The sequence below is a fragment of the Mesorhizobium sp. P170090 genome (assembly GCF_057786115.1).
The window spans coordinates 5015171-5034834 of sequence record NZ_JBYNWH010000001.1 but is presented as its reverse complement, the minus strand read 5'-3'; the positions used below and the strand labels follow the sequence as shown (position 1 = coordinate 5034834).

Sequence of the window (19664 nt, the reverse complement as noted above, 5' to 3'; positions counted from 1 at the left end):
GATGCGGGTAGAGTGCGGCTGACTTTCAATCAACCCGTTCGGAGCTGATGCTCGCACGCCTGTTCGTGATCTTCGGTGGCTTGTTTGTGCTGGTGCTGGTTGCGGCGCTGGTGGTGCCGTATTTTGTCGACTGGACCGGGTACCGCGCCCAATTCGAGCGCGAGGCGAGCGCCATTCTCGGCCGCAAGGTGACGGTGCAAGGCGACGCCACGGCGCGCCTGTTGCCGTTCCCCTCGGTGACCTTCTCAAACGTCACGGTCGCCGGCGGCCCCGGCGGCCAGCCGGCAATGACCGTCGAGACCTTTTCGATGGACGCGGAACTGGCGCCGTTCCTGCGCGGCGAAGTGCTGATTTTCGACATGCGGCTGGTGCATCCGAAGGCGACGATCGACATCGCCGATAACGGCACGGTCGACTGGGCGATACGGCCGTCCTCGCCCTTCGATCTCAACCAGATCTCGATCGAGAAGCTCACGGTGACGGAGGGAGAAATTGCGCTCCGCCATGCCGCAGGCGGGCGCAGCCATCTGATTTCCGAGATCAATTCGACCATCTCTGCCAAGTCGCTGGCCGGGCCGTGGCGCATGGACGGAACGTTGCTGCTCGACGGACTGCGTTCGACGGTTGCGGCTTCGACCGGCAAGGCCGAAGGCAGCGGCCAGATGCGGCTGAGGCTCAAGGTCGATCCCGATGCCTATCCACTGGTCATCGAAACCGACGGCAATGCCGGCATCGTCAATGGGGCTGCCGTCTATTCCGGCCAGTTCAAGATTTCCGGCAACGACAAAAACAGCGCCGAACTGCGCGGCGGCGATGGCGAGAGCGTCAAAATCAGAGCCGGCAAACCCGATCCGGGGTTCAGGCTGAACGGCAAGTTCTCGCTCGACCACCAGAAGCTTGGCGTCGACGAATTCCGCTTCGAGACCGGGCCGCTCGACAATCCCTACACAGCCGACGGCAAGGCTTCGGTCGATCTCGGCCTTAGGCCGAACTTCGCCATCGAGGCCAATGGCGCGCAGGTGCAACTGGACGAGGCGGTGGGCGCTGAGAAGGGCGCCGGCCTGACGCTGGACCAGCGCATTGCCGGAATCGAGCAGGCGCTGCTCGTCCTGCCGAAGCCGAGCATCCCCGGCACTGTCGAGGTCAAGCTGCCGGCGGTGGTGGCTGGCGACACCACGGTGCGCGACGTGCATCTCTCGGCCGAGCCGGTCGAGGGCGGCTGGTCGGTGAAATCGCTGGCCGCGACCTTGCCCGGGCGCACGACGCTGGAAGCCAGCGGCATGCTCAGCGTCGAAGATCATTTCCGTTTCAGCGGCTCCATGCTGCTGGCGGTGGCGCAGCCTTCCGGCTTTGCTGCCTGGTTGTCGAAAGATGTCGACGAGGCGATCCGCCGGCTGCCGGCCGCCGGCTTCAAGGCCAAGGTGGACCTGTCGGAGAAGCGCCAGGCGTTCAGCGATCTCGAACTGATCCTCGGCAAGTCGAAGTTCACCGGCCGCATCGATTCCAACCAGCCCGACGACGCCAAGTCCTCGGTGCTGATGCGGCTCGAGGGCGGCGAACTCGATGTCGACGGGCTGACGGCCTTCGCCTCGATCTTCGTCAGCGACAAGGGCGCCAACCGCTTTTCCGACCGTGACCTCGATTTTCAGATCAAGGCAGGGCCGGTCAATGCCGGCGGGCTCACCGCCGACACGGTCGATACCGCGCTCCGGCTCCGCGACGGGCTGCTCGAAATCGACCGGCTGTCGATTGGCGGCCTTGCCGGCGCCTCGATCAGCGCCACCGGCCGGATCAAGGATTTTCCGGCAAGCCCGACCGGCAAGCTCGATGCCTCGGTGGTCGCCGTCGATCTGAAGCCGCTGATCGACATTGCCGCGCAACACTATCCCGACAATCTGATGCTGAAGGGACTGGCTGGCCGCACGGCCGCCTATCCTGAACTGTTCCAGGACGCGCGCGTCGATCTGGTGGCGAGCGCCGCCGACAATGGCGACGGCACGACCGGGCTGGCGGTGAGCGGACAAGGCAAGGCCGGCGGTTCGGCCTTTTCGGCGTCGCTGTCGGGCAAGGGTGCCGTCGGCCAGTTGCTCGACGCGCCGGTGACGCTGACCTTCAACGCCAAAAATCCCGACGCCACCGTGCTGCTGGCGCTCTACGGCCTGCCGGCGCTGCCGCTCGGCATGCTCGGCCAGGCAAGCACCGATATTTCGGCCAAAGGCACGCTCGGCGGCGGCCTGGCGACGAGCTTCAATTTCGCCGCCGATGACTTCAAGGCGACGTTCGACGGCACCGTTGCTCAGACACCGCAAGGCGCCACCGCCAAGGGCAAGATCGGCCTCGACGCTTCCGACATCGAGCCCTGGCTGATGACGACCGGCGCCGGCCTGCCGGGTATGGGAACGGGCACCTCGACCTCGCTCAGCGCGGATGCCGATTTCGGCAACGGCCTGCTGGTGTTGAGCGGCCTCAGCGGATCCATCAACGAGTCGGAGATTTCGGGCGACGTCAACATCGATGCGAAGCAGGGGCTGCCGCATTTTGCCGGTGCGCTGGCGCTCGACGAACTGGACCTCGACCCGATTGCGGTTGCGCTGTTCGGTGACCAGTCGTTCCTCAGCAGCAACGCGAACTGGCCGACGGCGCCATTCAGCCAGAAATCCAGCCTGCCGTTCAGCGCCGATCTCGACCTGGCGACGGCGACGCTTGCCGCCGGACCGCTGGCGACAGCCTATGACGCGTCGCTGTCGTTGAAACTGGACCAGGAAGGCATCCGCGTTTCGGACCTGAAGGCAAAACTGCTCGGCGGCGCGCTCACCGGATTGTTCGAGTTGAAGAACACGGACGGCACGGGGCTGTTCTCCGGCCAGATGAGGCTTGCCGGCGCCGACCTGGCGACTGTGCTGCCGGCTGCCGGCTTGAGTGGCAGCGGCGACTTCTCGACAGGGCTGTCGACCAGCGGCAAATCGGTCGACGCGATGATTGCCGCACTCTCCGGCTCGGGCACGGCGGCGCTGAAAGGCCTCACCATTGCCGGCGTCAATCCCGATGCCTTCGGCGCGTTGATTGCCAAGGCCGATGCGATCGGGCGCGACATCGACGTGGCCAAGACTGCGGGCTTTGCACCTGAGATCGCTGGCGACGGCAGCTTTGCTGCCGGCGATGCCGACATCGCCTTCACGGTCGCCGGCGGCACGTTGCGGGCACCACCGATCAAATTCGAAAACCAGGCGGCGACGCTGTCTGCCGACATCACGGCCGACCTCAACACCGGCACCGTCGCCACCAAGGGCGCGGTCACCTACAAGCCTGGCGACGAGGCGCTGGTCGGCTCCGATCCGACGGTCAATTTCAGCGTCGATGGGCCGTTCGGGGCGCTGAAAAAGCAGTTCGACAGCGAGCCGCTGGCGCAATTTTTGACCCAGCGCGCGCTGGAAAAGGAGCAGCAGCGGGTCGAGGCGATGCAGGCCGCACTGCTCGAGAAGCAGCGGCTGCGGCGCGAGGTGCGCTATTACGCCGCCCTGCAGACCGAGCGCGACAACGCCGCCGAGGAATTGCGCAAGCAGGAGGAAGCGGCACGGCTCAAAGCCGAGGCCGACGCCAAGGCGAAAGTGCAGGCCGACGCAAAGGCACAGGCCGAAGCGGATGCCAAGGCCAAGGCGGATGCCGAAGCAAAGGCCGATGCCGATGCGAAAGCGCAGGCAGAGGCTGACGCAAAGGCCAAGGCAGATGCGGACGCGAAAGCCCAGGCGGAAGAGCAGGCTGCCGAAGACGCCGCCAAGGCCGAGGACGAACGGAAGAAGGCCGAACAGGCTCGGATCGCTTCGCAGGAAAAAGCCAGGCTGGAGGCCGAGCGCAAGGCTCAGGAGCAGGCGCCGAAGGTCGACCGCTCACTTCCCGGCGTCAATGACGGTTCGGCCCCGGCGCCGCCGAAGCCCAGGACAAATCCGTTCTCGGTCGACAATTTGCTGAAGTCGCTGGGCAATTAAAAACCATTCAGACAGCGCCGCGCTTGGCCCAGTCCAGCACATGCAGCCTGAGCGCCGAGGACAGGTTCGCATCGCGCGGTCTTGTCTCGTCGATCTCCGCGACTAGGGCAGCAAGCGTCAGCTTGCGCGCGGCGGCGATGGCGACGAGATCGTCATAAAAGGGTTTTTCGAGGGAATAGCTGGTGCGATGGCCGCGGATGGTCACGGAGCGTTTTTCGACCGGGCTCACCGCAGGCGGTCCATCAATCGCCCTGGTCTTCCGGGCGTTCGCGGCGGTGGCCGGCGACGAATTTTTCGGCCTTGTCCGATGTCAGACGGTCACGAGTTCTTTCGGCTTTGGAACGGCCGTGCAGAGCGCGGTTCTCGCCGGCGAGCTTTTCCTTTTCGGTGCGCGCCTTCTGCTTGCGGACCTGGCGAAGGTTGACGATTTCGCCCATGTCGCGCCGACCGTCCCGCTACTTCTTGCGGAAGGCGTCGAGCGACACGACGTCGGCGCCCTTGCCGGCGGCGGCATCGGCCACGGCGGGCTTTTTCTCCGCCTCAGTGGCAGCTGCCTTCTTCTCGGCCTTCGGCTTTTTCTCGGAGACGATAGTCAAAGGCTCGGCAGCCGGCTGGGCGGCTGCATCGTCTTCCGCCGGGACGTCGGTCTTGACGTCGAATTCGAGTTCGAAATTGACCGATGGGTCGTAGAAGCCGCGTACGGCCGAGAACGGAATTTCCAGCTTCTCCGGCACGTCGGAGAAGGACAGCCCGACCTCGAAGCCGGTATCGGTCACCTTGAGGTCCCAATACTGGAACTGGATGACGATGGTCATCTGTTCGGGATAGCGCTCGCGCAGCCTGGAGGACACCCGCACGCCCGGCGCGCCGGTCAGGAATGTGATGAAGAAATGATGATTGCCGGGAAGGCCGGTGCGCGCGACTTCGGCCAGGACCTTGCGCATGACGCCGCGCAACGCCTCCTGGGCCAGAATGTCGTAGCGGATGTGGTCGTCGGCCATGTGCTGGTCGGGTTCCGTTAAATCGTCCGCATAGCTGTAATCAAGCTTGAGCGCGGCGTAAACCGGATATAGATCGCTGATGCGCCGAAGCGAAGCCCGTAACGGACGATTTGATCGCCGGCTTTGACGTTCAGGCGCTGGCCAGCTGTTTTTCCACCGCTGCCGCTGATCTGCGCTTGCCGAAGGCGCGCAGGAATGTGCGCACGCCGTGGGTCGCGGATTGCAGCACTTCATCTTCCGACGGCATGCCGCCGAGCATGAAGGTGGTCTGCAGTTCGGCATTTGCCAAGGCCAGGAACTGGCGCGCGGCGACATCGGGATCGTCGACCGCGAGATGGCCGGCATGGGCGAGGCGGGCAAAACGGGCGGCAAGTGCGGGCCAGGTCCGGCCCGGCCCCTGGTCGCGCCATTCTGCGAAGAGCTCGGGATAGCGCTCGCCTTCGGTCTGGATCAGCTTGCGCAGGAAGCGTCCGTCGCGGTTGCAGATGCAGTTATGATTCAGGCGCACGGCAAAGCCGATCAGGTCGGCTTCCAGATCCTTCGGCTGGTCTGGGAAAGAGGCGAAGGTGGCGAAGATGCCGGCATTGCAGCGCTCCGTCAGATCCCGCACCACAGCCATGAAGAGCCTTTCCTTGTCGCGGTGGTGATTGTAGATGGTCTGGCGCGAAACGCCCGCCTCCACCGCGATCAGGTCGATATTGGCGCCGGCAAAGCCTTCCCGGCAAAAGACCGAAGCCGCCGCATCGATAATCGACATACGCTTGGCCTCGTGGCCGCGTGGCGGGAAAATGTCAGGAGAAACGGCAAGCTTCATAGAAATCTATATAGAGGTGATTGACGAATTAGACAAGGCTGTCTAAATTTGTGGACACAATAAATGGGAATTCGCTCCGTAGAGACGAATAATCTCTCTCTGAGCCGTCGGATTTCAACGGGATGGAACGTCCTAGGGTTAGTCGTCGCGTTGGCGGCGCCAACCAGACTTGAAAGAAGCCTTTATCATGAGTCCCAAATTCCTCCGCATCGCGGTCGTGCTCGGCCTGTTGTCCGCTATCGGCCCCTTCGCTATCGACATGTATCTGCCGGCGTTGCCTTCGATCGGCGAGGATCTGCATGCCGGCACCGCCGCCGTTCAGATGAGCCTTTTGATCTTCTTCCTGTCGATGGGCTTCGGCCAGATCGTCGTCGGACCGATCTCCGACATGGTCGGCCGCAAGCTGCCGCTTTACGGCGGCCTTGCGCTGTTCATGGTCGGCGGTATCGGTTCGGCCATGAGCCCGACCATCGAATGGCTGATCGCCTTCCGCTTCCTGCAGGGACTGGGCGCCAGCGCCGGCATGGCGGTGCCGCGCGCCATCGTGCGCGACCTGCACACCGGCACCGAAGCCGCCAAGCTGATGTCGCTGCTGATGCTGGTGTTTTCGGTGTCGCCGATCCTGGCGCCGCTGACCGGCAGCCAGATCATCGAGAATTTCGGCTGGCGCGCCGTGTTCTGGACGGTGACGGGCGCGGCCCTGCTGGCCACCATTCTGCTGGCGACCTCGCTGAAGGAGACGCGGCCGGCGGAAGAACGCGTCGGTTCCTCCTTCGGAACCGCACTCGCCGGCTATCGCTTCCTCATGGGTGACCGCAATTTCCTCGGCCTGGTGGCGATCGCCGGCTTCGGCATCGCCAGCTTCTTCGTCTACCTCTCGAGTTCGTCCTTCATCCTGATCGACCATTACGGGCTGTCGCCTTCCGTCTACAGCGTGTTCTTCTCGATCAATGCGGTGGCCTTCATCGGCATGTCGCAACTGACGGGGATGCTGTCGGAGCGCTTCGGGCTGAAGCGCGTCGTCTGGGTGGCGGTAACCGGCTATGCCACGACGATGGTTGTGCTGTTCGCAGTCATGGCGACCGGCGTCGACCGGCTCGATGTTATGGCGGCACTGCTGTTCGTCGGCTACGGCTTCCTTGGCCTGGTCATCCCGACGACGTCGGTGCTGGCCATGGAAGAGCATGGCGAGATCGCCGGCACGGCCTCGGCGCTGATGGGCACGCTGCACTTCGCCATCGGTGCGCTGGCGATGGGCGTCGCCGGCATCTTCTTCGACGGCACCCCGCTGCCCATGGTGGCCGGCATCACGCTCTGCGCGGTGATCTCGTTCACGCTGGCCAAACTGACGCTTGGCCGCTCGCGCGAAGCCGTTGAAGCGCCGGCCGAGTAAGCTGACCGCAATCGACCGGAAAGGCCGGGTCATCCCGGCCTTTTTCACGTCTGGGGTAATCCGGCCCCGGCCAGAACCACGGCCTTCGACGACGCCAGCGGCAAATTGCACCAGCTCATGGCTCAATTTGGTGTAGGCTTCGCGGCCCATCGTCATGCGAAATCCGGCCAGCGGCAGCCGGCATTGCGCCTACGATATCGAGGAGGGGAGAAGTGGAGGTTTCTGTTGCCAGGTACCTCCGAACCCCGCCTAGAAGTGCGAACCTCTAGGGCTTGATTTGAAGCTATCGCACCGCTTACGCGGCGAGACGTGCTTCCGCATAGTTGTCATTTGCAACTACAGGTTTAGCCCGATGACGGTGGTACCATGCCGGGCAAAAGTACGATCTTTACACCTTCGTCGATCCTATTTCGCCCCCAGCAACAGCCGCTCTGATCACAGAGCGGTTCTTGGTGGAGGCGCCGGGTACCGCCCCCGGGTCCGAACGGCTTATTACATCGCCCATTTATCGCCATAGTCGGTCAAGCCGACAAAACGAATATAGGGGGCGGGCGCACAAAATGAAAGGCCGCAATGACACTTCTTGGCCGCACCAAACTGCGGCGCCGAGGGTTGACTCGCGCGCGGTCTCAACCGAAGCTTTGCGATGGTGAGGAGTATCGACCGAGCGCACAAGTTGCGGCAGCGCGCCACAGCCCTCATCGATCGGATCCCGTGGCGCCGACATGGGGAAATTTGATGGCCGATTATCTCGCAGACGTGAAGAAATACGACGCCGCCGCAAATGCCGATGTGGTTGCCAAGATTGTGAAACATCTGGGCATCGCGCTGCGCAACCGCGATTCCTCGCTGGTATCCTGCACCGACCCCAAGGAATTGGAGCGCGTCAAGACCAACTGGGTTGCCAAGAAACTCGGCGTGACCGACGGGGCGAAAGCCAACTCAGCGATCGAGAAGACCTGCAAGGCGTTGGCCGCCGACAGCTCCAAGAGCCGCGTGACTTTCTACTATCTGGTCGCCAAGGATCTGGGCAAGCTCGGCTCTTTGTAGAGATTATTGCCGATAGGCAGAGCGCGCGTTTGATTTTGCTCCTCACCGGAGGTCAGCACCGCCCCTCATTGCCCTGCCGGGCATTTCTCCCCGTATAGTGACGGGGAGAAATGGCTGACCGCAGCCTTGGCTCTCTCTCTCTCTCTCGAACGCTTGTGATTGGCGAAACCGCTGATCACAGCGCCCCTCTCCCCGTCCCTATACGGGGAGAGGATGCCGGCAGGCAGGTGAGGGGCAGCGCTAACCCTTGAAGAGTGATGGGCAAGCCGCGTTCTGGTCCTTTTGCTGTGTTCGGCCGGCGGCCAGTCGGTTATGATGGCGGTAACCCCGAATCGAGGCGAAGCCGATGCGCCAGTATCTCGACCTTTTGCAGCATGTGCTGGACAATGGCGCCGACCGTGGCGACCGCACGGGCACCGGCACGCGTGGGGTGTTCGGGTACCAGATGCGCTTCGACCTGTCGCGCGGCTTTCCCGTCACCACCACCAAGAAGCTGCATCTGAAGTCGATCATCCATGAACTCCTGTGGTTCCTGGCCGGCGACACCAACATCAAATACCTTAGAGATCATGGCGTTTCGATCTGGGACGAATGGGCCGACGAGAATGGCGATCTCGGCCCGGTCTATGGCAAGCAGTGGCGCTCTTGGCCGGATGGCCATGGCGGGTCGATCGACCAGATTGCCAATGTTCTGAAGGAGATACGCAGGAATCCGAATTCACGCCGGCTGATCGTTTCGGCGTGGAACCCGGCCGAAGTGGAGGCGATGGCGCTGCCGCCCTGCCACTGCCTGTTCCAGTTCTACGTCTCGGACGGCAAGCTGTCCTGCCAGCTCTACCAGCGCTCGGCCGACATTTTTCTCGGCGTACCCTTCAACATCGCTTCCTACGCGCTGCTGACCCTGATGGTGGCGCAGGTGACCGGGCTGAAGCCCGGCGAGTTCGTCCATACGCTGGGCGATGCGCATCTCTATTCCAACCATTTCGAGCAGGCGCGCGAGCAATTGCGGCGCACACCCAAGGCGCTGCCGACGCTGTGGATCAATCCGGAGGTGAAGGACCTGTTCGCCTTCCGCTTCGAGGATTTCCGGCTGGAAAACTATTTTGCCGACGCGTCGATCAAGGCGCCGATCGCGGTCTGATCCGTCCACCGTCAATCAATTCCGACCCTCAATCGATGTCGACCATGACGTCGGTTGCCTTGATCATGGCATAGGCTGCTTGCCTTTTTCGAGCTTGAGATCGGCAACGGCCTCGTTGGTGATCGAAGCGTGAAGACGGAGCCGCCGACATCACCGCGGACAGGCGAGGTGCTTTGACGATCTCGACGATCGTTCCCTTGAGGATGTTGCGGGCGCTGATCTTCATCGGAGTTCCTTTCCGGGTTTCGGTGCACGTCCAAACCAGAACAATCGATGCCGAACATACGCTTTCGCAGGAGGCGGCCTTCCCTTGTTATATTCATCCAGATATATCGGTCGGCAGGAGTCGAGCCAGCAGATTTCAAGCCCAGGGAGAGTTTTCATGTTGGGGCACAAAGGTTTTGGTATGAGGGCAATCGCGATTGGCGGCTTTGCCGTAGCTCTGATGGCCGTGATGCCGGCGGCTCACGCGAGAGACAAGGTGATCGTGTTTGCCGCAGCCAGCCTCAAGGACGGGCTCGACGCCGTCACCAAGGCCTGCGAAGCCGATGTCGGAGAAGCGGCGACCGTCTCCTACGCCGCGAGCTCGGCGCTGGCCAAGCAGATCGAAAGCGGGGCGCCCGCCGATGTGTTCATCTCGGCCGACCTCGACTGGATGAAATATCTCTCCGACAAGAAACTGACCAAGCCGGACACCGAGGTGAAACTGCTCGGCAACCAGATCGTGCTGGTGGCGCCGAAGGATTCCAAGGTCGAAACCAGGATCGAGAAAGGCTTCGACCTCGCCAAGCTGATCAGCGACGGCAAGCTCGCCATGGGCGACGTCAAGGCGGTGCCGGCCGGCAAGTATGGCAAGGCGGCACTTGAATCGCTCGGCGTCTGGTCGTCGGTCGAAGGCAAGGTGGCGCAGGCCGAGAATGTGCGCGCCGCGCTGAAGCTGGTTTCAACGGGCGAGGCCGCGCTCGGCATCGTCTATGCCACCGACGCGCATGCCGACAAGGGAGTCAAGGTGGTCGGCACCTTCCCGGAGGCTTCGCACCCGCCGATCATCTATCCGGTTGCCCAGACCACCGATTCGAAGGACAAGGATACCCCGGCTTTCCTGAAGTGCCTGCAGTCCGCCAAGGCGGTGGAGCTGTTTAGGGATCAGGGTTTCACCGTGCTCACGCCGAGCAATTAAGGTAGCGGCTGACGCATGAACTGGCTGCTGGACCTTACTCCCGACGAATGGAATGCGGTCCGGCTGTCGATCAAGGTGGCGACGGTGGCGATGCTGTTCAGCCTGCCGCCCGGCATCTTGATGGCGCTTTTGCTGGCCCGCGGAAAATTCTGGGGCAAGACGCTGCTCAACGGTGTGGTTCACCTGCCGTTGATCCTGCCGCCGGTGGTGACAGGTTATCTCTTGCTGCTTACCTTCGGCCGGCGCGGGCCGGCGGGAGCGTTCCTGGCCGAGCATTTCGGCATCGTCTTCTCGTTTCGCTGGACCGGCGCCGCACTGGCCTGCGGTATCATGGGCTTTCCCCTGATGGTGCGGGCGATCCGGCTGTCGATCGAGGCGGTCGACCGCAAAATGGAGGCAGCGGCGGGAACGCTCGGCGCCAACCCGATTTGGGTCTTCGCCACCATCACGCTGCCGCTGATCCTGCCCGGGCTGATCGCCGGCTCGATCCTGTCCTTCGCCAAGGCGATGGGCGAGTTCGGCGCCACCATCACCTTCGTCTCCAACATTCCCAACGAGACGCAGACGCTGCCTTCGGCGATCTACACCTTCACGCAGGTGCCTGGCGGCGATGACGGGGCGCTCAGGCTGGCGCTGATCTCCATCGTCATCTCGATGGCCGCATTGGTCGCCTCGGAAGTGCTGGCGCGGCGCGTCGGCCGGCGGATGGACATCGAATGAGCGTGCTGGTGGACATCAGCCATCGGCTCGGCGGTTTCGCCGTCGACGCGCGTTTCGAAAGCGCCGGGCGGCTGACGGCGCTGTTCGGGCCATCGGGCTCCGGCAAGACGACGCTGATCAACGTGATCGCCGGCCTGATCCGGCCGACCAAGGGCCGTATCGCGGTCGACGGCTGTGTGCTGGTCGACACCGATGCCGGCATTTTCGTGCCGAAGCACAAGCGCCGGATCGGCATGGTGTTCCAGGACGCGCGGCTGTTTCCGCATATGAGCGTGGCCGGCAATCTGCGCTATGGCCGCTGGTTCACGCCACCGGCGGAGCGCTATGCGGATGTCGACGCGGTCGTCGAACTGCTCGGCATCGGTCCTCTGCTCGACCGGCGACCGGCAAAGCTCTCGGGCGGCGAGAAGCAGCGCGTGGCGATCGGCCGGGCGCTGCTTGCCAGCCCGAAACTGCTGTTGATGGACGAGCCGCTGGCCTCGCTCGACGATGCGCGCAAAGCCGAGATCCTGCCCTATATCGAGCGGCTGCGCGACGAGACCAAGCTGCCCATCGTATATGTCAGCCACTCCGTCGCCGAGGTGGCGCGGCTGGCCAGCGACGTGGTGGTGATGGCGCAAGGCAAGGTCGCTGCCTCAGGCCCGACCGGCGCGATCATGCAACGGCTCGAATTGCTGCCGGCGGAGGAACGCGGCGAGGGCGGCGCGGTTCTCGACACCAAGGTGCTGCGCCATGACGAGATCTTCGGGATGACCGTGCTCGGCTCGGCGGCGGGGGAAATCCGGGTGCCGCAATTGGCGGTCTCGGTCGGCGCGCCTGTGCGCATCCGAATCCGCGCCCGCGACGTGATGATCGCCACCGAACAGCCGAAAGGTCTCAGTGCGCTCAACATCCTGCCGGGCGCCATCGTCGCAATCGGCTCGGGCGAGGGGCCGACGGTCGAAATCGGCATCGACTGCAATGGCGCAACCGTGCTTGCGCGCATCACCGAACAATCCAGGCAGGTACTGAACCTTCAACTCGGCGGCAAGGTGTTCGCGGTGATCAAGACGGTCAGTTTCGACCGTGCCAACACCGGCGCCGGGCTGCCGGCCGAAGCGGATGGCTGATAGCCGCTATATCGTTTTGGAATAGCGCTATGGGTCGAGAGGGGCTAGTGTGACCGTGGAGGACAAGAGATGCCGTCGCTGAGCCTGCGGATAAATCTCGATCCGGACGGGCGCATAGGTCCGGGCAAGATCGAATTGCTGGAGCAGATCGCCACTTTCGGCTCGATCTCGGCTGCGGCACGCGGCATGGAGATGTCCTACAAGCACGCCTGGGATCTGGTGGAAGATATGAACCGTGTGTTCGGCAAGCCACTGGTCGCGGCGCAGACCGGCGGCAAAAAGGGTGGCGGCGCACAGCTGACCTCAGTTGGCCTTGCAGTTGTCAGCCGTTTTCGCGCTATCGAGCGCGCTGCGGCGGCAGCGGCGGCCACGCATATGGACGCCTTGCAGGCGGAGATCGATGCTGGGTGAGGGTTGAAGCTTGCGATCCGTCACACCCCCCTCTGTCCTGCCGGACATCTCCCCCGCAAGGGGGGAGATCAGCTAGCCCGTAGACGGGCGCTAATCTGTTAGGCGATTGGCGAAATCCTCCGTGACGGCCAATCTCCCCACTAGAGGGGGAGATGTCCGGCAGGACAGAGGGGGGCGCGAAGGAACTCGACCTTTGAGCGCGCTATTCCTCGGGCTCTCCTGCTTTACGCAGCAGATAGGTGTCCATGATCCAGCCCTTTCTTTTCCGGGCTTCTTCTCTCGTCCTCTCAATCTCCTCGCCGACATCACCCAGGCGACCGGAAACGATGATCTCGTCCGGTGTGCCGAGATAGGCGCCCCAATGGATGATCAGATCCTTGTCTGCCAGCGTGTTGAAGGCGCATTTGCCGTCGAGCATGACCACGGCGCTGCCGGCATTGTGCGGCATGCCTTGTTCGGCGAGGCGGCGGCCGGTGGTGATCAGCACGGGGTCGCCGATGCGGTTCAGCGCCATCTTGTGGCCGGCGGCTAGCGCCTGGACGGCGGTGATGCCGGGAATGACCTCCAGTTCGAATGCGACATTGCCCCTCAGTCGTACGCGCGCGAGGATGCGTAGCGCGCTGTCATAGAGCGAGGGGTCGCCCCAGATCAGGAAGGCGCCGCAGCCGTCCTCGGCAAGTTCGTCGCGGACTAGGCTCTCATAGATCTGGGCGATGGCCTCGTGCCAGTCATCGACGGTCGAGCGATAGGAAGGCGCCGGCTCGGCGCGCACCGGCACGTCGAACTCGACGCGGCGCGATTTCGGATTGCTGACGAAACGGTCGCAGATATGGCGGCGCAATTCGGCAAGGTCGTTCTTCTTCGCCCCCTTGTCGGGGATAAACAGGACGTCCGCCCGGTTTAGGCCTGATATGGCCTGCACGGTCATATGGTCGGGATTGCCGGCGCCGATGCCGATGACGAGAAGCTTGCGCATGACGCGAACTCCTGCCCGATCGAAACCTGTTAGTCCAGACCGCCGATTGGCGTGTCCAGACACTGTGGCGTCCTGCTGGGAGACGGAAGGCTTTGAAACGCCACATTGAAACGGCTAGGGTCGCGGCATTCTTGGCGAGGGGCTTCGATGTTGCAATATGTTCTGTCCGTAGCGCTGGCGCTTTTAGCCGTGCCCGCGCTGGCCAATGATACGACCGCCGAACTCGGCACAGGTGGCCTGATCCTGTCGCGTAGCGACGCGGTGTCGATGCAAAGCGAGGACCTCTATATCTCGCCGGAAAAGATCACGGTCGACTACGTCTTCCACAACAACACCGACAAGGATGTAAATGCCATCGTCGCTTTTCCGCTGCCGGACATCGAAGGCAATCCGGAGGAAATGCCGGCCATCCCGGAAAACCAGAGCGACAATTTCCTTAGCTTCGAGGTGACGATCGACGGAGCGCCGGCAAAGCCGCAGCTCGAGCAGAAAGTGTTCGCTGTCGGCATCGACATCGGCGCCGATCTGAAGGCGCAGAACGTGCCGTTCAATCCGTTCGGCGATGCGGCCAAGGCGGCCCTGGCGAAGCTGCCGAAAACGGTCGCCGAGGATTGGGAAAACCGCGGCATCATCATCGAGGATACGGGCAGCGACGGTACCGAGGCGAACAAGGTCTATACGCCGTGGTGGCAGTTGCGCTCAACCTATTGGTGGCGCGCGATATTTCCGGCCAACAAGGATGTCCACGTCTCGCACCGCTACAAACCGAGCGTCGGCGGCACGTCATCGGTGAGTTTCTTCTATGACGGCAAGTTCACCGAGGGCAGCCAGTACACGACCTACAAGACCCGCTACTGCATGGACGACAGCTTCGAGAATGCGGTGCGGCAGGCCGCCAAGGCCGACGGTTATCCGCATTTTTACGAGAACCGCATAGCCTATATCCTGACCACCGGCGGCAACTGGGCCAATGGCAGCATCGGCAAGTTCAAGCTGACCGTCGACAAGGGCAATCCGAAAGCGCTGATCTCGTTTTGCGGCGACAATGTCAAGAAGGTCGGGCCGACGACCTTCGAGACGGCGGCGCAGGATCTCTATCCCGAGCACAACATCGACATATTGCTTTTGGAGCCGTCGGATGACGGCGCCGGGGGAGCCAACTGATGGACGTCGCGATCTATGTCGCCATTGCGCAGAACGGCGTCATCGGGCGCGACGGCGGCTTACCGTGGCGGCTGTCCACCGATCTCAAGCGCTTCAAGGCCGATACGATGGGCAAGCCCGTCATCATGGGCCGCAAGACTTATGAAGGCATCGGCCGGCCGCTGCCGGGCAGGTTGAACATCGTGGTGACCCGCGACAAGGCCTGGCGCGCCGAGGGCATCGAGGTAGCGCACTCCCTGGAGGCCGCGATCCAGCTGGCCACGGTGCGCGGGCGTTGCATGGCCGGCGTCGACGAAATCTGCATCATCGGCGGCGGCGAGATCTATGCGCAGGCGCTGCCGCTGGCAGACCGGCTGCACGTCACCCATGTGCTGGCGGCGGTCGATGGCGACGCGCATTTTCCCGACATCGATCCGGATTTGTGGCGCCTTGTCAGCGCTCAGGACATTCCGGCCGGTGAAAAGGACAGCCATGCGACGCGCTATTCGGTTTACGAGCGACGCCGCGGCGTGCATTGAGACGATAAAAGGGTCGCGAACGTCCAAAACGGACATGCTCGGCAGCGGATCGCGTTGAAAGCGCATCGCTGCGTCCCTATAGAAGAACAACTGGATTTTGCGCCGCAACGTCGGCGCTGAGGGAATCCCAAGCGAAAGGACATTCATGCCCTGGAACGACAAGAGCGGCGGCGGCGGCCCATGGGGCGGCGGCGGCAACAATCAGGGACCCTGGGGGCAGGGACCGAAGGGGCCTAGCGGCCCGCCGGGGTCACCTCCCGATCTCGAAGACATCATCCGCCGCGGCCAGGACCGGCTGCGGCGCGCGCTGCCCGGTGGCGGCGGCGCCAGCCCGGCCGTCTTTGCGCTGATCGCAGCGGCCCTGATCGTGCTGTGGGCGTTCAAGGCGGTCTACACCGTGCAGCCGGACGAGGTTGCGGTCGAGCTGCGCTTCGGCAAGCCGAAGGCGGAGCTGTCGCAGCCGGGTCTGCATTTCCATTGGTGGCCGGTCGAAACCGTCGAGACGGCCAACATCGCCGAACAACTCGTCGATATCGGTGGTGGCGGCGCGACGAGCGGCAACTCGTCGGGGCTGATGCTTACCGGCGACCAGAACATCGTCAACGTCCAGTTTTCGGTGGCCTATCAGGTCTCCGATCCCCGGGCCTATCTGTTCGACGTCTCCGATCCCGAAGGCATGCTGCAGCAGGTCGCAGAGAGCGCCATGCGCGAAGCGGTTGGCCGGCGACCGGCGCAGGACATCTTCCGCGACGACCGTCAGGGCATCGCCGCGTCGGTGCGTGAAATCATCCAGACGACGCTGGACGGCTACAAGGCCGGCCTGAATGTCAACGCGGTTTCGATCGAGGACGCGGCCCCGCCGCGTGAAGTTGCCGATGCCTTCGACGAAGTGCAGCGCGCCGAGCAGGACGAAGACAAGTTCGTCGAGCAGGCCAACCAGTATTCCAACCAGAAGCTCGGCCAGGCGCGTGGCGCCGCGGCGCAGATCCGCGAGGACGCGGCAGCCTACAAGAACCGTGTCGTCCAGGAAGCCGAAGGTGAGGCGCAGCGCTTCATCTCGGTCTATGACGAATACGCCAAGGCGCCCGACGTGACGCGCCGGCGGCTTTATCTGGAAACGATGGAGAAGGTGCTGAAGGATTCCAACAAGGTCATCGTCGAACAGGGCAATGGGCAAGGGGTCGTTCCCTATCTGCCGCTGCCGGCACTGCAGCCGAAGGCGCTGCCGCCTGCGACCACGGGAGGAGCCCAGTGATGGCCAATCGTCTTCCCATCATCGCGGTCATCGCGGCCGTGCTTCTGTTCCTGCTCTACTCCTCGGTCTTCGTGGTCAACGCGCGCCAGCAGGCGCTCGTGCTGCGGTTCGGCGAGATCGTCGACGTGAAGAATGAACCCGGCATCTATTTCAAGGCGCCTTTCGCCTTCTTCGACGCCGACAGCGTGCAATTGATCGAAAACAGGGTGCTGCGCTTCGATCTCGACAACATCCGCGTCCAGGTTTCGGGCGGCAAGTTCTACGAGGTCGACGCTTTCATCGCGTACCGCATCTCGGATCCGCGCGTGTTCCGCTCAGCCGTGTCCGGTCAGATCACACTGGCCGAAGCACGACTGAGGACGCGTCTCGATGCGGCGCTGCGCCGTGTCTACGGTCTGCGCGACTTCGAGGCGGCGCTTTCGGAAGAGCGGGCCGTGATGATGCGCGAAGTGCGCGATCAGCTTCGGCCCGACGCCACCTCGCTCGGCCTGCAGATCGAGGATGTGCGCATCCGCCGAACCGATCTGACGGCTGAGGTTTCGCAGCAGACCTTCGACCGCATGAAGGCCGAACGTTTGGCCGAGGCCGAACGGCTGAGGGCACGCGGCAAAGAGGCCGCGCAGCGCATCACCGCCCGCGCCGACCGCGAAGTGGTGGAAATCGTCGCCGAAGCGCGCAAGGAATCGGAAATCCTGCGTGGTGAAGGTGAAGCCCAGCGCAGCGCGACCTTTGCCGACGCCTACAAACGCGATCCGGCGTTCTTCGACTTCTACCGGTCGATGAATGCCTATGGCACGGCGCTGGACAACTCCGGGACGACGATGGTGCTGTCGCCGAACTCGGAGTTCTTCCGCTTCTTCCGCAATCCGGACGGGACGGACGCGAAGCCGGCGGCGCCTGCGGCTCCGGCGACGGCACCTGCCGCGCCGGCGACGGCACCTGCCGCGCCGGCGACGGCACCTGCCGCGCCGGCTGCACAACCTGCACCCGCCCAGTAGGGCGGTGCAGGATTTCCTTGCGGCCATAGGCCTGGTCCTCGTTGTCGAGGGCCTGGTCTATGGCGGCTTTCCCGGCCTTGCCAAACGTCTTGCCGGCGAAGTGCTGTCGACGCCGGAAATTGCGCTGCGCATCGTCGGGCTGGTGGCGATCGCCATCGGCGTCGGCATCGTCTGGTTGGTGCGTGGCTGAGGACCGCTGATCTGCAATTCCAGGAAAGTGTGAGCGGTTTTCCGTCCGGAATTGCGTAAAAGCAAAGGGATTGAACGGTTCGCCGTTTCCGCGAAACGGCGAACTGCTCTAGGGTGTAACGGAGGATTTATCCTCCTGATGTGGCCATAGCCGCAAACGTGCCGTATTTCTTGCCAACATGACGCGACGCGGCGTTTTGCCGAAGCGCTTTTTCTTTTCAGCAATCCGGGAGGCTTTCGATGACATCCAACACCCTTCTGCGCGCGGCGCGGCGGACGTTCATCGCAGGTGCTGCGGCACTTATGGTCGGCGCGCTTGCCGTTCCGGCTTTGGTGACGCCGACGGTGGCCGCGGACGGACCGGCTTCGGTCGCCGACCTCGCCGAAGGCCTGCTCGGTGCGGTGGTCAACATCTCGACCTCGCAGACCGTGAAGGGCACGGAAGGTCCGGGCGCGGTGCCGATGCCGCAGCTGCCGGAGGGTTCGCCGTTCCAGGATTTCTTCGACGACTTCTTCAAGAACCGTGGCGGCGACAAGGATGGCGGCGCGCAAAAGGTGCAGTCGCTGGGCTCCGGCTTCGTGGTCGACGCCGAGCAAGGCATTGTCGTCACCAACAACCACGTCATCGCCGATGCAGACGACATCGAGGTGAATTTCTCCGACGGCGTGACGCTCAAGGCGACGCTGGTCGGCACCGACACCAAGACCGACGTGGCGGTGCTCAAGGTCGACCCGAAGGGCCACAAGCTGACGGCGGTGAAGTTCGGCGATTCCAACAAGATGCGCGTCGGCGACTGGGTGATGGCGATCGGCAATCCGTTCGGCCTTGGCGGCACGGTGACGGTCGGCATCGTCTCGGCCCGCAACCGCGACATCAATTCCGGCCCCTATGACGACTTCATCCAGACCGACGCCGCCATCAACCGCGGCAATTCCGGCGGGCCGCTGTTCAACAGCCTGGGCGAGGTCATCGGTATCAACACGGCGATCATCTCGCCGTCGGGCGGCTCGATCGGCATCGGTTTCTCAATCCCCTCGCAGCTTGCCTCGGGCGTCGTCGACCAGCTGCGCCAGTTCGGCGAGACCCGTCGCGGCTGGCTCGGCGTGCGCATCCAGCCGGTGACCGACGACATCGCCGAGAGCCTCGGCATGGCGACCGCCAAGGGCGCGCTGGTGGCCGGCGTCATCAAGGGCGGACCGGTCGACAACGGCACAATTCTCGCCGGCGACGTCATCATCAAGTTCGATGGCAAGGACATCCATGAAATGCGCGACCTGCCGCGCGTCGTGGCGGAAAGCCCGGTCGGCAAGGCGGTCGACGTGATCATCGTGCGCAAGGGCGTCGAGCAGACGGTGAAGGTGACGCTCGGCCGGCTTGAGGACGGCGAGAAGGTCGCTGCCGGTGAGGACGGCACTACCGATGAGGACAAGGGCGGCGACAAGGCGCCCGCGGTCTCCACGGCCTCGGTGCTCGGCATGACCGTCGGCGAGCTCAATGACGACACACGGAAAAAATTCGGCATCGCGGCCGACGTCTCCGGCGTCGTCATCACCGACGTCACCAAGGATTCGGCCGCCGCCGAGCGCGGCATCCAGGCCGGCGAGGTGATCACCGAAATCGCCCAGGAATCGGTCGCGACCCCGAAGGACGTGATGGACCGGATCGGCGCGCTGAAGGAGCAGGGCCGCAAGAATGCGCTCTTGATGCTGGCGTCCAAGACAGGCGAGTTGCGCTTCGTGACGATCCGGATGGATTGAG

General features: G+C 63.5%; 19 protein-coding genes, 1 other RNA gene and 1 pseudogene. 14 read left to right on the top strand and 7 right to left on the bottom strand.

The features are described 5' to 3' along the window. The first annotated feature begins 47 nt into the window (after nt 1-47). Nucleotides 48-3986: an AsmA family protein gene (locus tag AC3EML_RS24455; RefSeq protein WP_352522191.1), complete on the top strand. Its 3939-nt coding sequence runs from the start codon at nt 48-50 to the stop codon at nt 3984-3986. Nucleotides 3987-3993: 7 nt separating this feature from the next. Here the strand turns inward: AC3EML_RS24455 and AC3EML_RS24450 are convergent, their stop codons facing one another. The 4 genes from AC3EML_RS24450 to AC3EML_RS24435 form a co-directional block, all read right to left on the bottom strand. After that, nucleotides 3994-4215 (bottom strand): ribbon-helix-helix domain-containing protein, encoded by a 222-nt coding sequence (locus tag AC3EML_RS24450; RefSeq protein WP_023668319.1) that lies wholly within the window; start codon nt 4213-4215, stop codon nt 3994-3996. Nucleotides 4216-4228: 13 nt separating this feature from the next. Next, nucleotides 4229-4423 (bottom strand): DUF4169 family protein, encoded by a 195-nt coding sequence (locus tag AC3EML_RS24445; protein ID WP_023667420.1) that lies wholly within the window; start codon nt 4421-4423, stop codon nt 4229-4231. Between the two features lie 18 nt (nt 4424-4441). After that, on the bottom strand, nt 4442-4987 hold the full coding sequence (locus tag AC3EML_RS24440; protein ID WP_023746898.1) for an SspB family protein: 546 nt from the start codon (nt 4985-4987) through the stop codon (nt 4442-4444). A gap of 130 nt (nt 4988-5117) precedes the next feature. Further along, nucleotides 5118-5801, bottom strand: coding sequence for a TetR/AcrR family transcriptional regulator (locus AC3EML_RS24435; RefSeq protein WP_023690901.1), 684 nt, complete (start codon nt 5799-5801; stop codon nt 5118-5120). 187 nt (nt 5802-5988) lie between these two features. On the opposite strand from AC3EML_RS24435, the gene AC3EML_RS24430 reads away from it, so the two are divergent. Beyond that, nucleotides 5989-7194, top strand: coding sequence for a multidrug effflux MFS transporter (locus AC3EML_RS24430; RefSeq protein WP_023682099.1), 1206 nt, complete (start codon nt 5989-5991; stop codon nt 7192-7194). Between the two features lie 211 nt (nt 7195-7405). Here the strand turns inward: AC3EML_RS24430 and ssrA are convergent. Further along, nucleotides 7406-7764, bottom strand: a transfer-messenger RNA (tmRNA) gene (ssrA, locus tag AC3EML_RS24425). Between the two features lie 168 nt (nt 7765-7932). Here ssrA and AC3EML_RS24420 point away from each other — a divergent pair. Beyond that, nucleotides 7933-8244: a DUF2853 family protein gene (locus tag AC3EML_RS24420; RefSeq protein ID WP_488505330.1), complete on the top strand. Its 312-nt coding sequence runs from the start codon at nt 7933-7935 to the stop codon at nt 8242-8244. Between the two features lie 346 nt (nt 8245-8590). Beyond that, nucleotides 8591-9385 (top strand): thymidylate synthase, encoded by a 795-nt coding sequence (locus AC3EML_RS24415; protein WP_023688064.1) that lies wholly within the window; start codon nt 8591-8593, stop codon nt 9383-9385. 28 nt (nt 9386-9413) lie between these two features. Here AC3EML_RS24415 and AC3EML_RS24410 read toward each other — a convergent pair. Further along, nucleotides 9414-9611 (bottom strand): annotated as a pseudogene (locus AC3EML_RS24410) (TOBE domain-containing protein). Between the two features lie 159 nt (nt 9612-9770). Here AC3EML_RS24410 and modA point away from each other — a divergent pair. The 4 genes from modA (at nt 9771) to AC3EML_RS24390 (ending at nt 12805) form a co-directional block, all read left to right on the top strand. Next, entirely contained in the window at nt 9771-10565 is a 795-nt protein-coding gene (gene modA / locus AC3EML_RS24405) for a molybdate ABC transporter substrate-binding protein (RefSeq protein WP_352522197.1), read from the top strand. A 15-nt stretch (nt 10566-10580) separates the two neighbouring features. Further along, nucleotides 10581-11285 (top strand): molybdate ABC transporter permease subunit, encoded by a 705-nt coding sequence (gene modB / locus AC3EML_RS24400; RefSeq protein ID WP_352522190.1) that lies wholly within the window; start codon nt 10581-10583, stop codon nt 11283-11285. Next, entirely contained in the window at nt 11282-12394 is a 1113-nt protein-coding gene (gene modC, locus AC3EML_RS24395; RefSeq protein ID WP_023741674.1) for a molybdenum ABC transporter ATP-binding protein, read from the top strand. Before modB ends, modC begins: the two co-directional genes overlap by 4 nt. A 69-nt stretch (nt 12395-12463) precedes the next feature. Continuing rightward, on the top strand, nt 12464-12805 hold the full coding sequence (locus AC3EML_RS24390) for a winged helix-turn-helix domain-containing protein (RefSeq protein WP_023667411.1): 342 nt from the start codon (nt 12464-12466) through the stop codon (nt 12803-12805). 202 nt (nt 12806-13007) lie between these two features. Here the strand turns inward: AC3EML_RS24390 and cobF are convergent, their stop codons facing one another. Further along, nucleotides 13008-13781, bottom strand: coding sequence for a precorrin-6A synthase (deacetylating) (cobF, locus tag AC3EML_RS24385; protein WP_023667410.1), 774 nt, complete (start codon nt 13779-13781; stop codon nt 13008-13010). 147 nt (nt 13782-13928) lie between these two features. On the opposite strand from cobF, the gene AC3EML_RS24380 reads away from it, so the two are divergent. The 6 genes from AC3EML_RS24380 (at nt 13929) to AC3EML_RS24355 (ending at nt 19663) form a co-directional block, all read left to right on the top strand. Beyond that, on the top strand, nt 13929-14945 hold the full coding sequence (locus AC3EML_RS24380; protein WP_352522189.1) for a DUF4424 domain-containing protein: 1017 nt from the start codon (nt 13929-13931) through the stop codon (nt 14943-14945). Continuing rightward, the gene (locus tag AC3EML_RS24375) at nt 14945-15463 is read left to right on the top strand and encodes a dihydrofolate reductase (protein WP_352522188.1); all 519 of its coding nucleotides are present in this window, start codon (nt 14945-14947) and stop codon (nt 15461-15463) included. The genes AC3EML_RS24380 and AC3EML_RS24375 overlap by 1 nt, the downstream gene beginning before the upstream one ends. Before the next feature lie 145 nt (nt 15464-15608). Then, nucleotides 15609-16718 carry an FtsH protease activity modulator HflK gene (gene hflK / locus AC3EML_RS24370; protein ID WP_023667407.1) on the top strand — a complete coding sequence of 370 codons (1110 nt, stop codon included), beginning with the start codon at nt 15609-15611 and terminating at the stop codon, nt 16716-16718. Continuing rightward, nucleotides 16718-17716: a protease modulator HflC gene (hflC, locus tag AC3EML_RS24365; RefSeq protein ID WP_286457240.1), complete on the top strand. Its 999-nt coding sequence runs from the start codon at nt 16718-16720 to the stop codon at nt 17714-17716. The genes hflK and hflC overlap by 1 nt, the downstream gene beginning before the upstream one ends. A 4-nt stretch (nt 17717-17720) precedes the next feature. Beyond that, nucleotides 17721-17906, top strand: coding sequence for a DUF2065 domain-containing protein (locus AC3EML_RS24360; protein ID WP_023668333.1), 186 nt, complete (start codon nt 17721-17723; stop codon nt 17904-17906). A gap of 239 nt (nt 17907-18145) precedes the next feature. Then, nucleotides 18146-19663 carry a DegQ family serine endoprotease gene (locus AC3EML_RS24355; RefSeq protein ID WP_023753511.1) on the top strand — a complete coding sequence of 506 codons (1518 nt, stop codon included), beginning with the start codon at nt 18146-18148 and terminating at the stop codon, nt 19661-19663. The last annotated feature ends 1 nt before the right edge of the window (nt 19664 follow it).

Coding starts and splice junctions, on each gene's coding strand:
- AC3EML_RS24455 (WP_352522191.1), top strand. CDS start 48: ATGCTCGCACGCCTGTTCGTGATCTTCGGTGGCTTGTTTGTGCTGGTG.
- AC3EML_RS24445 (WP_023667420.1), bottom strand. CDS start 4,423: ATGGGCGAAATCGTCAACCTTCGCCAGGTCCGCAAGCAGAAGGCGCGC.
- AC3EML_RS24440 (WP_023746898.1), bottom strand. CDS start 4,987: ATGGCCGACGACCACATCCGCTACGACATTCTGGCCCAGGAGGCGTTG.
- AC3EML_RS24435 (WP_023690901.1), bottom strand. CDS start 5,801: ATGAAGCTTGCCGTTTCTCCTGACATTTTCCCGCCACGCGGCCACGAG.
- AC3EML_RS24430 (WP_023682099.1), top strand. CDS start 5,989: ATGAGTCCCAAATTCCTCCGCATCGCGGTCGTGCTCGGCCTGTTGTCC.
- AC3EML_RS24420 (WP_488505330.1), top strand. CDS start 7,933: ATGGCCGATTATCTCGCAGACGTGAAGAAATACGACGCCGCCGCAAAT.
- AC3EML_RS24415 (WP_023688064.1), top strand. CDS start 8,591: ATGCGCCAGTATCTCGACCTTTTGCAGCATGTGCTGGACAATGGCGCC.
- modB (WP_352522190.1), top strand. CDS start 10,581: ATGAACTGGCTGCTGGACCTTACTCCCGACGAATGGAATGCGGTCCGG.
- modC (WP_023741674.1), top strand. CDS start 11,282: ATGAGCGTGCTGGTGGACATCAGCCATCGGCTCGGCGGTTTCGCCGTC.
- AC3EML_RS24390 (WP_023667411.1), top strand. CDS start 12,464: ATGCCGTCGCTGAGCCTGCGGATAAATCTCGATCCGGACGGGCGCATA.
- cobF (WP_023667410.1), bottom strand. CDS start 13,781: ATGCGCAAGCTTCTCGTCATCGGCATCGGCGCCGGCAATCCCGACCAT.
- AC3EML_RS24380 (WP_352522189.1), top strand. CDS start 13,929: ATGTTGCAATATGTTCTGTCCGTAGCGCTGGCGCTTTTAGCCGTGCCC.
- AC3EML_RS24375 (WP_352522188.1), top strand. CDS start 14,945: ATGGACGTCGCGATCTATGTCGCCATTGCGCAGAACGGCGTCATCGGG.
- hflK (WP_023667407.1), top strand. CDS start 15,609: ATGCCCTGGAACGACAAGAGCGGCGGCGGCGGCCCATGGGGCGGCGGC.
- hflC (WP_286457240.1), top strand. CDS start 16,718: ATGGCCAATCGTCTTCCCATCATCGCGGTCATCGCGGCCGTGCTTCTG.
- AC3EML_RS24355 (WP_023753511.1), top strand. CDS start 18,146: ATGACATCCAACACCCTTCTGCGCGCGGCGCGGCGGACGTTCATCGCA.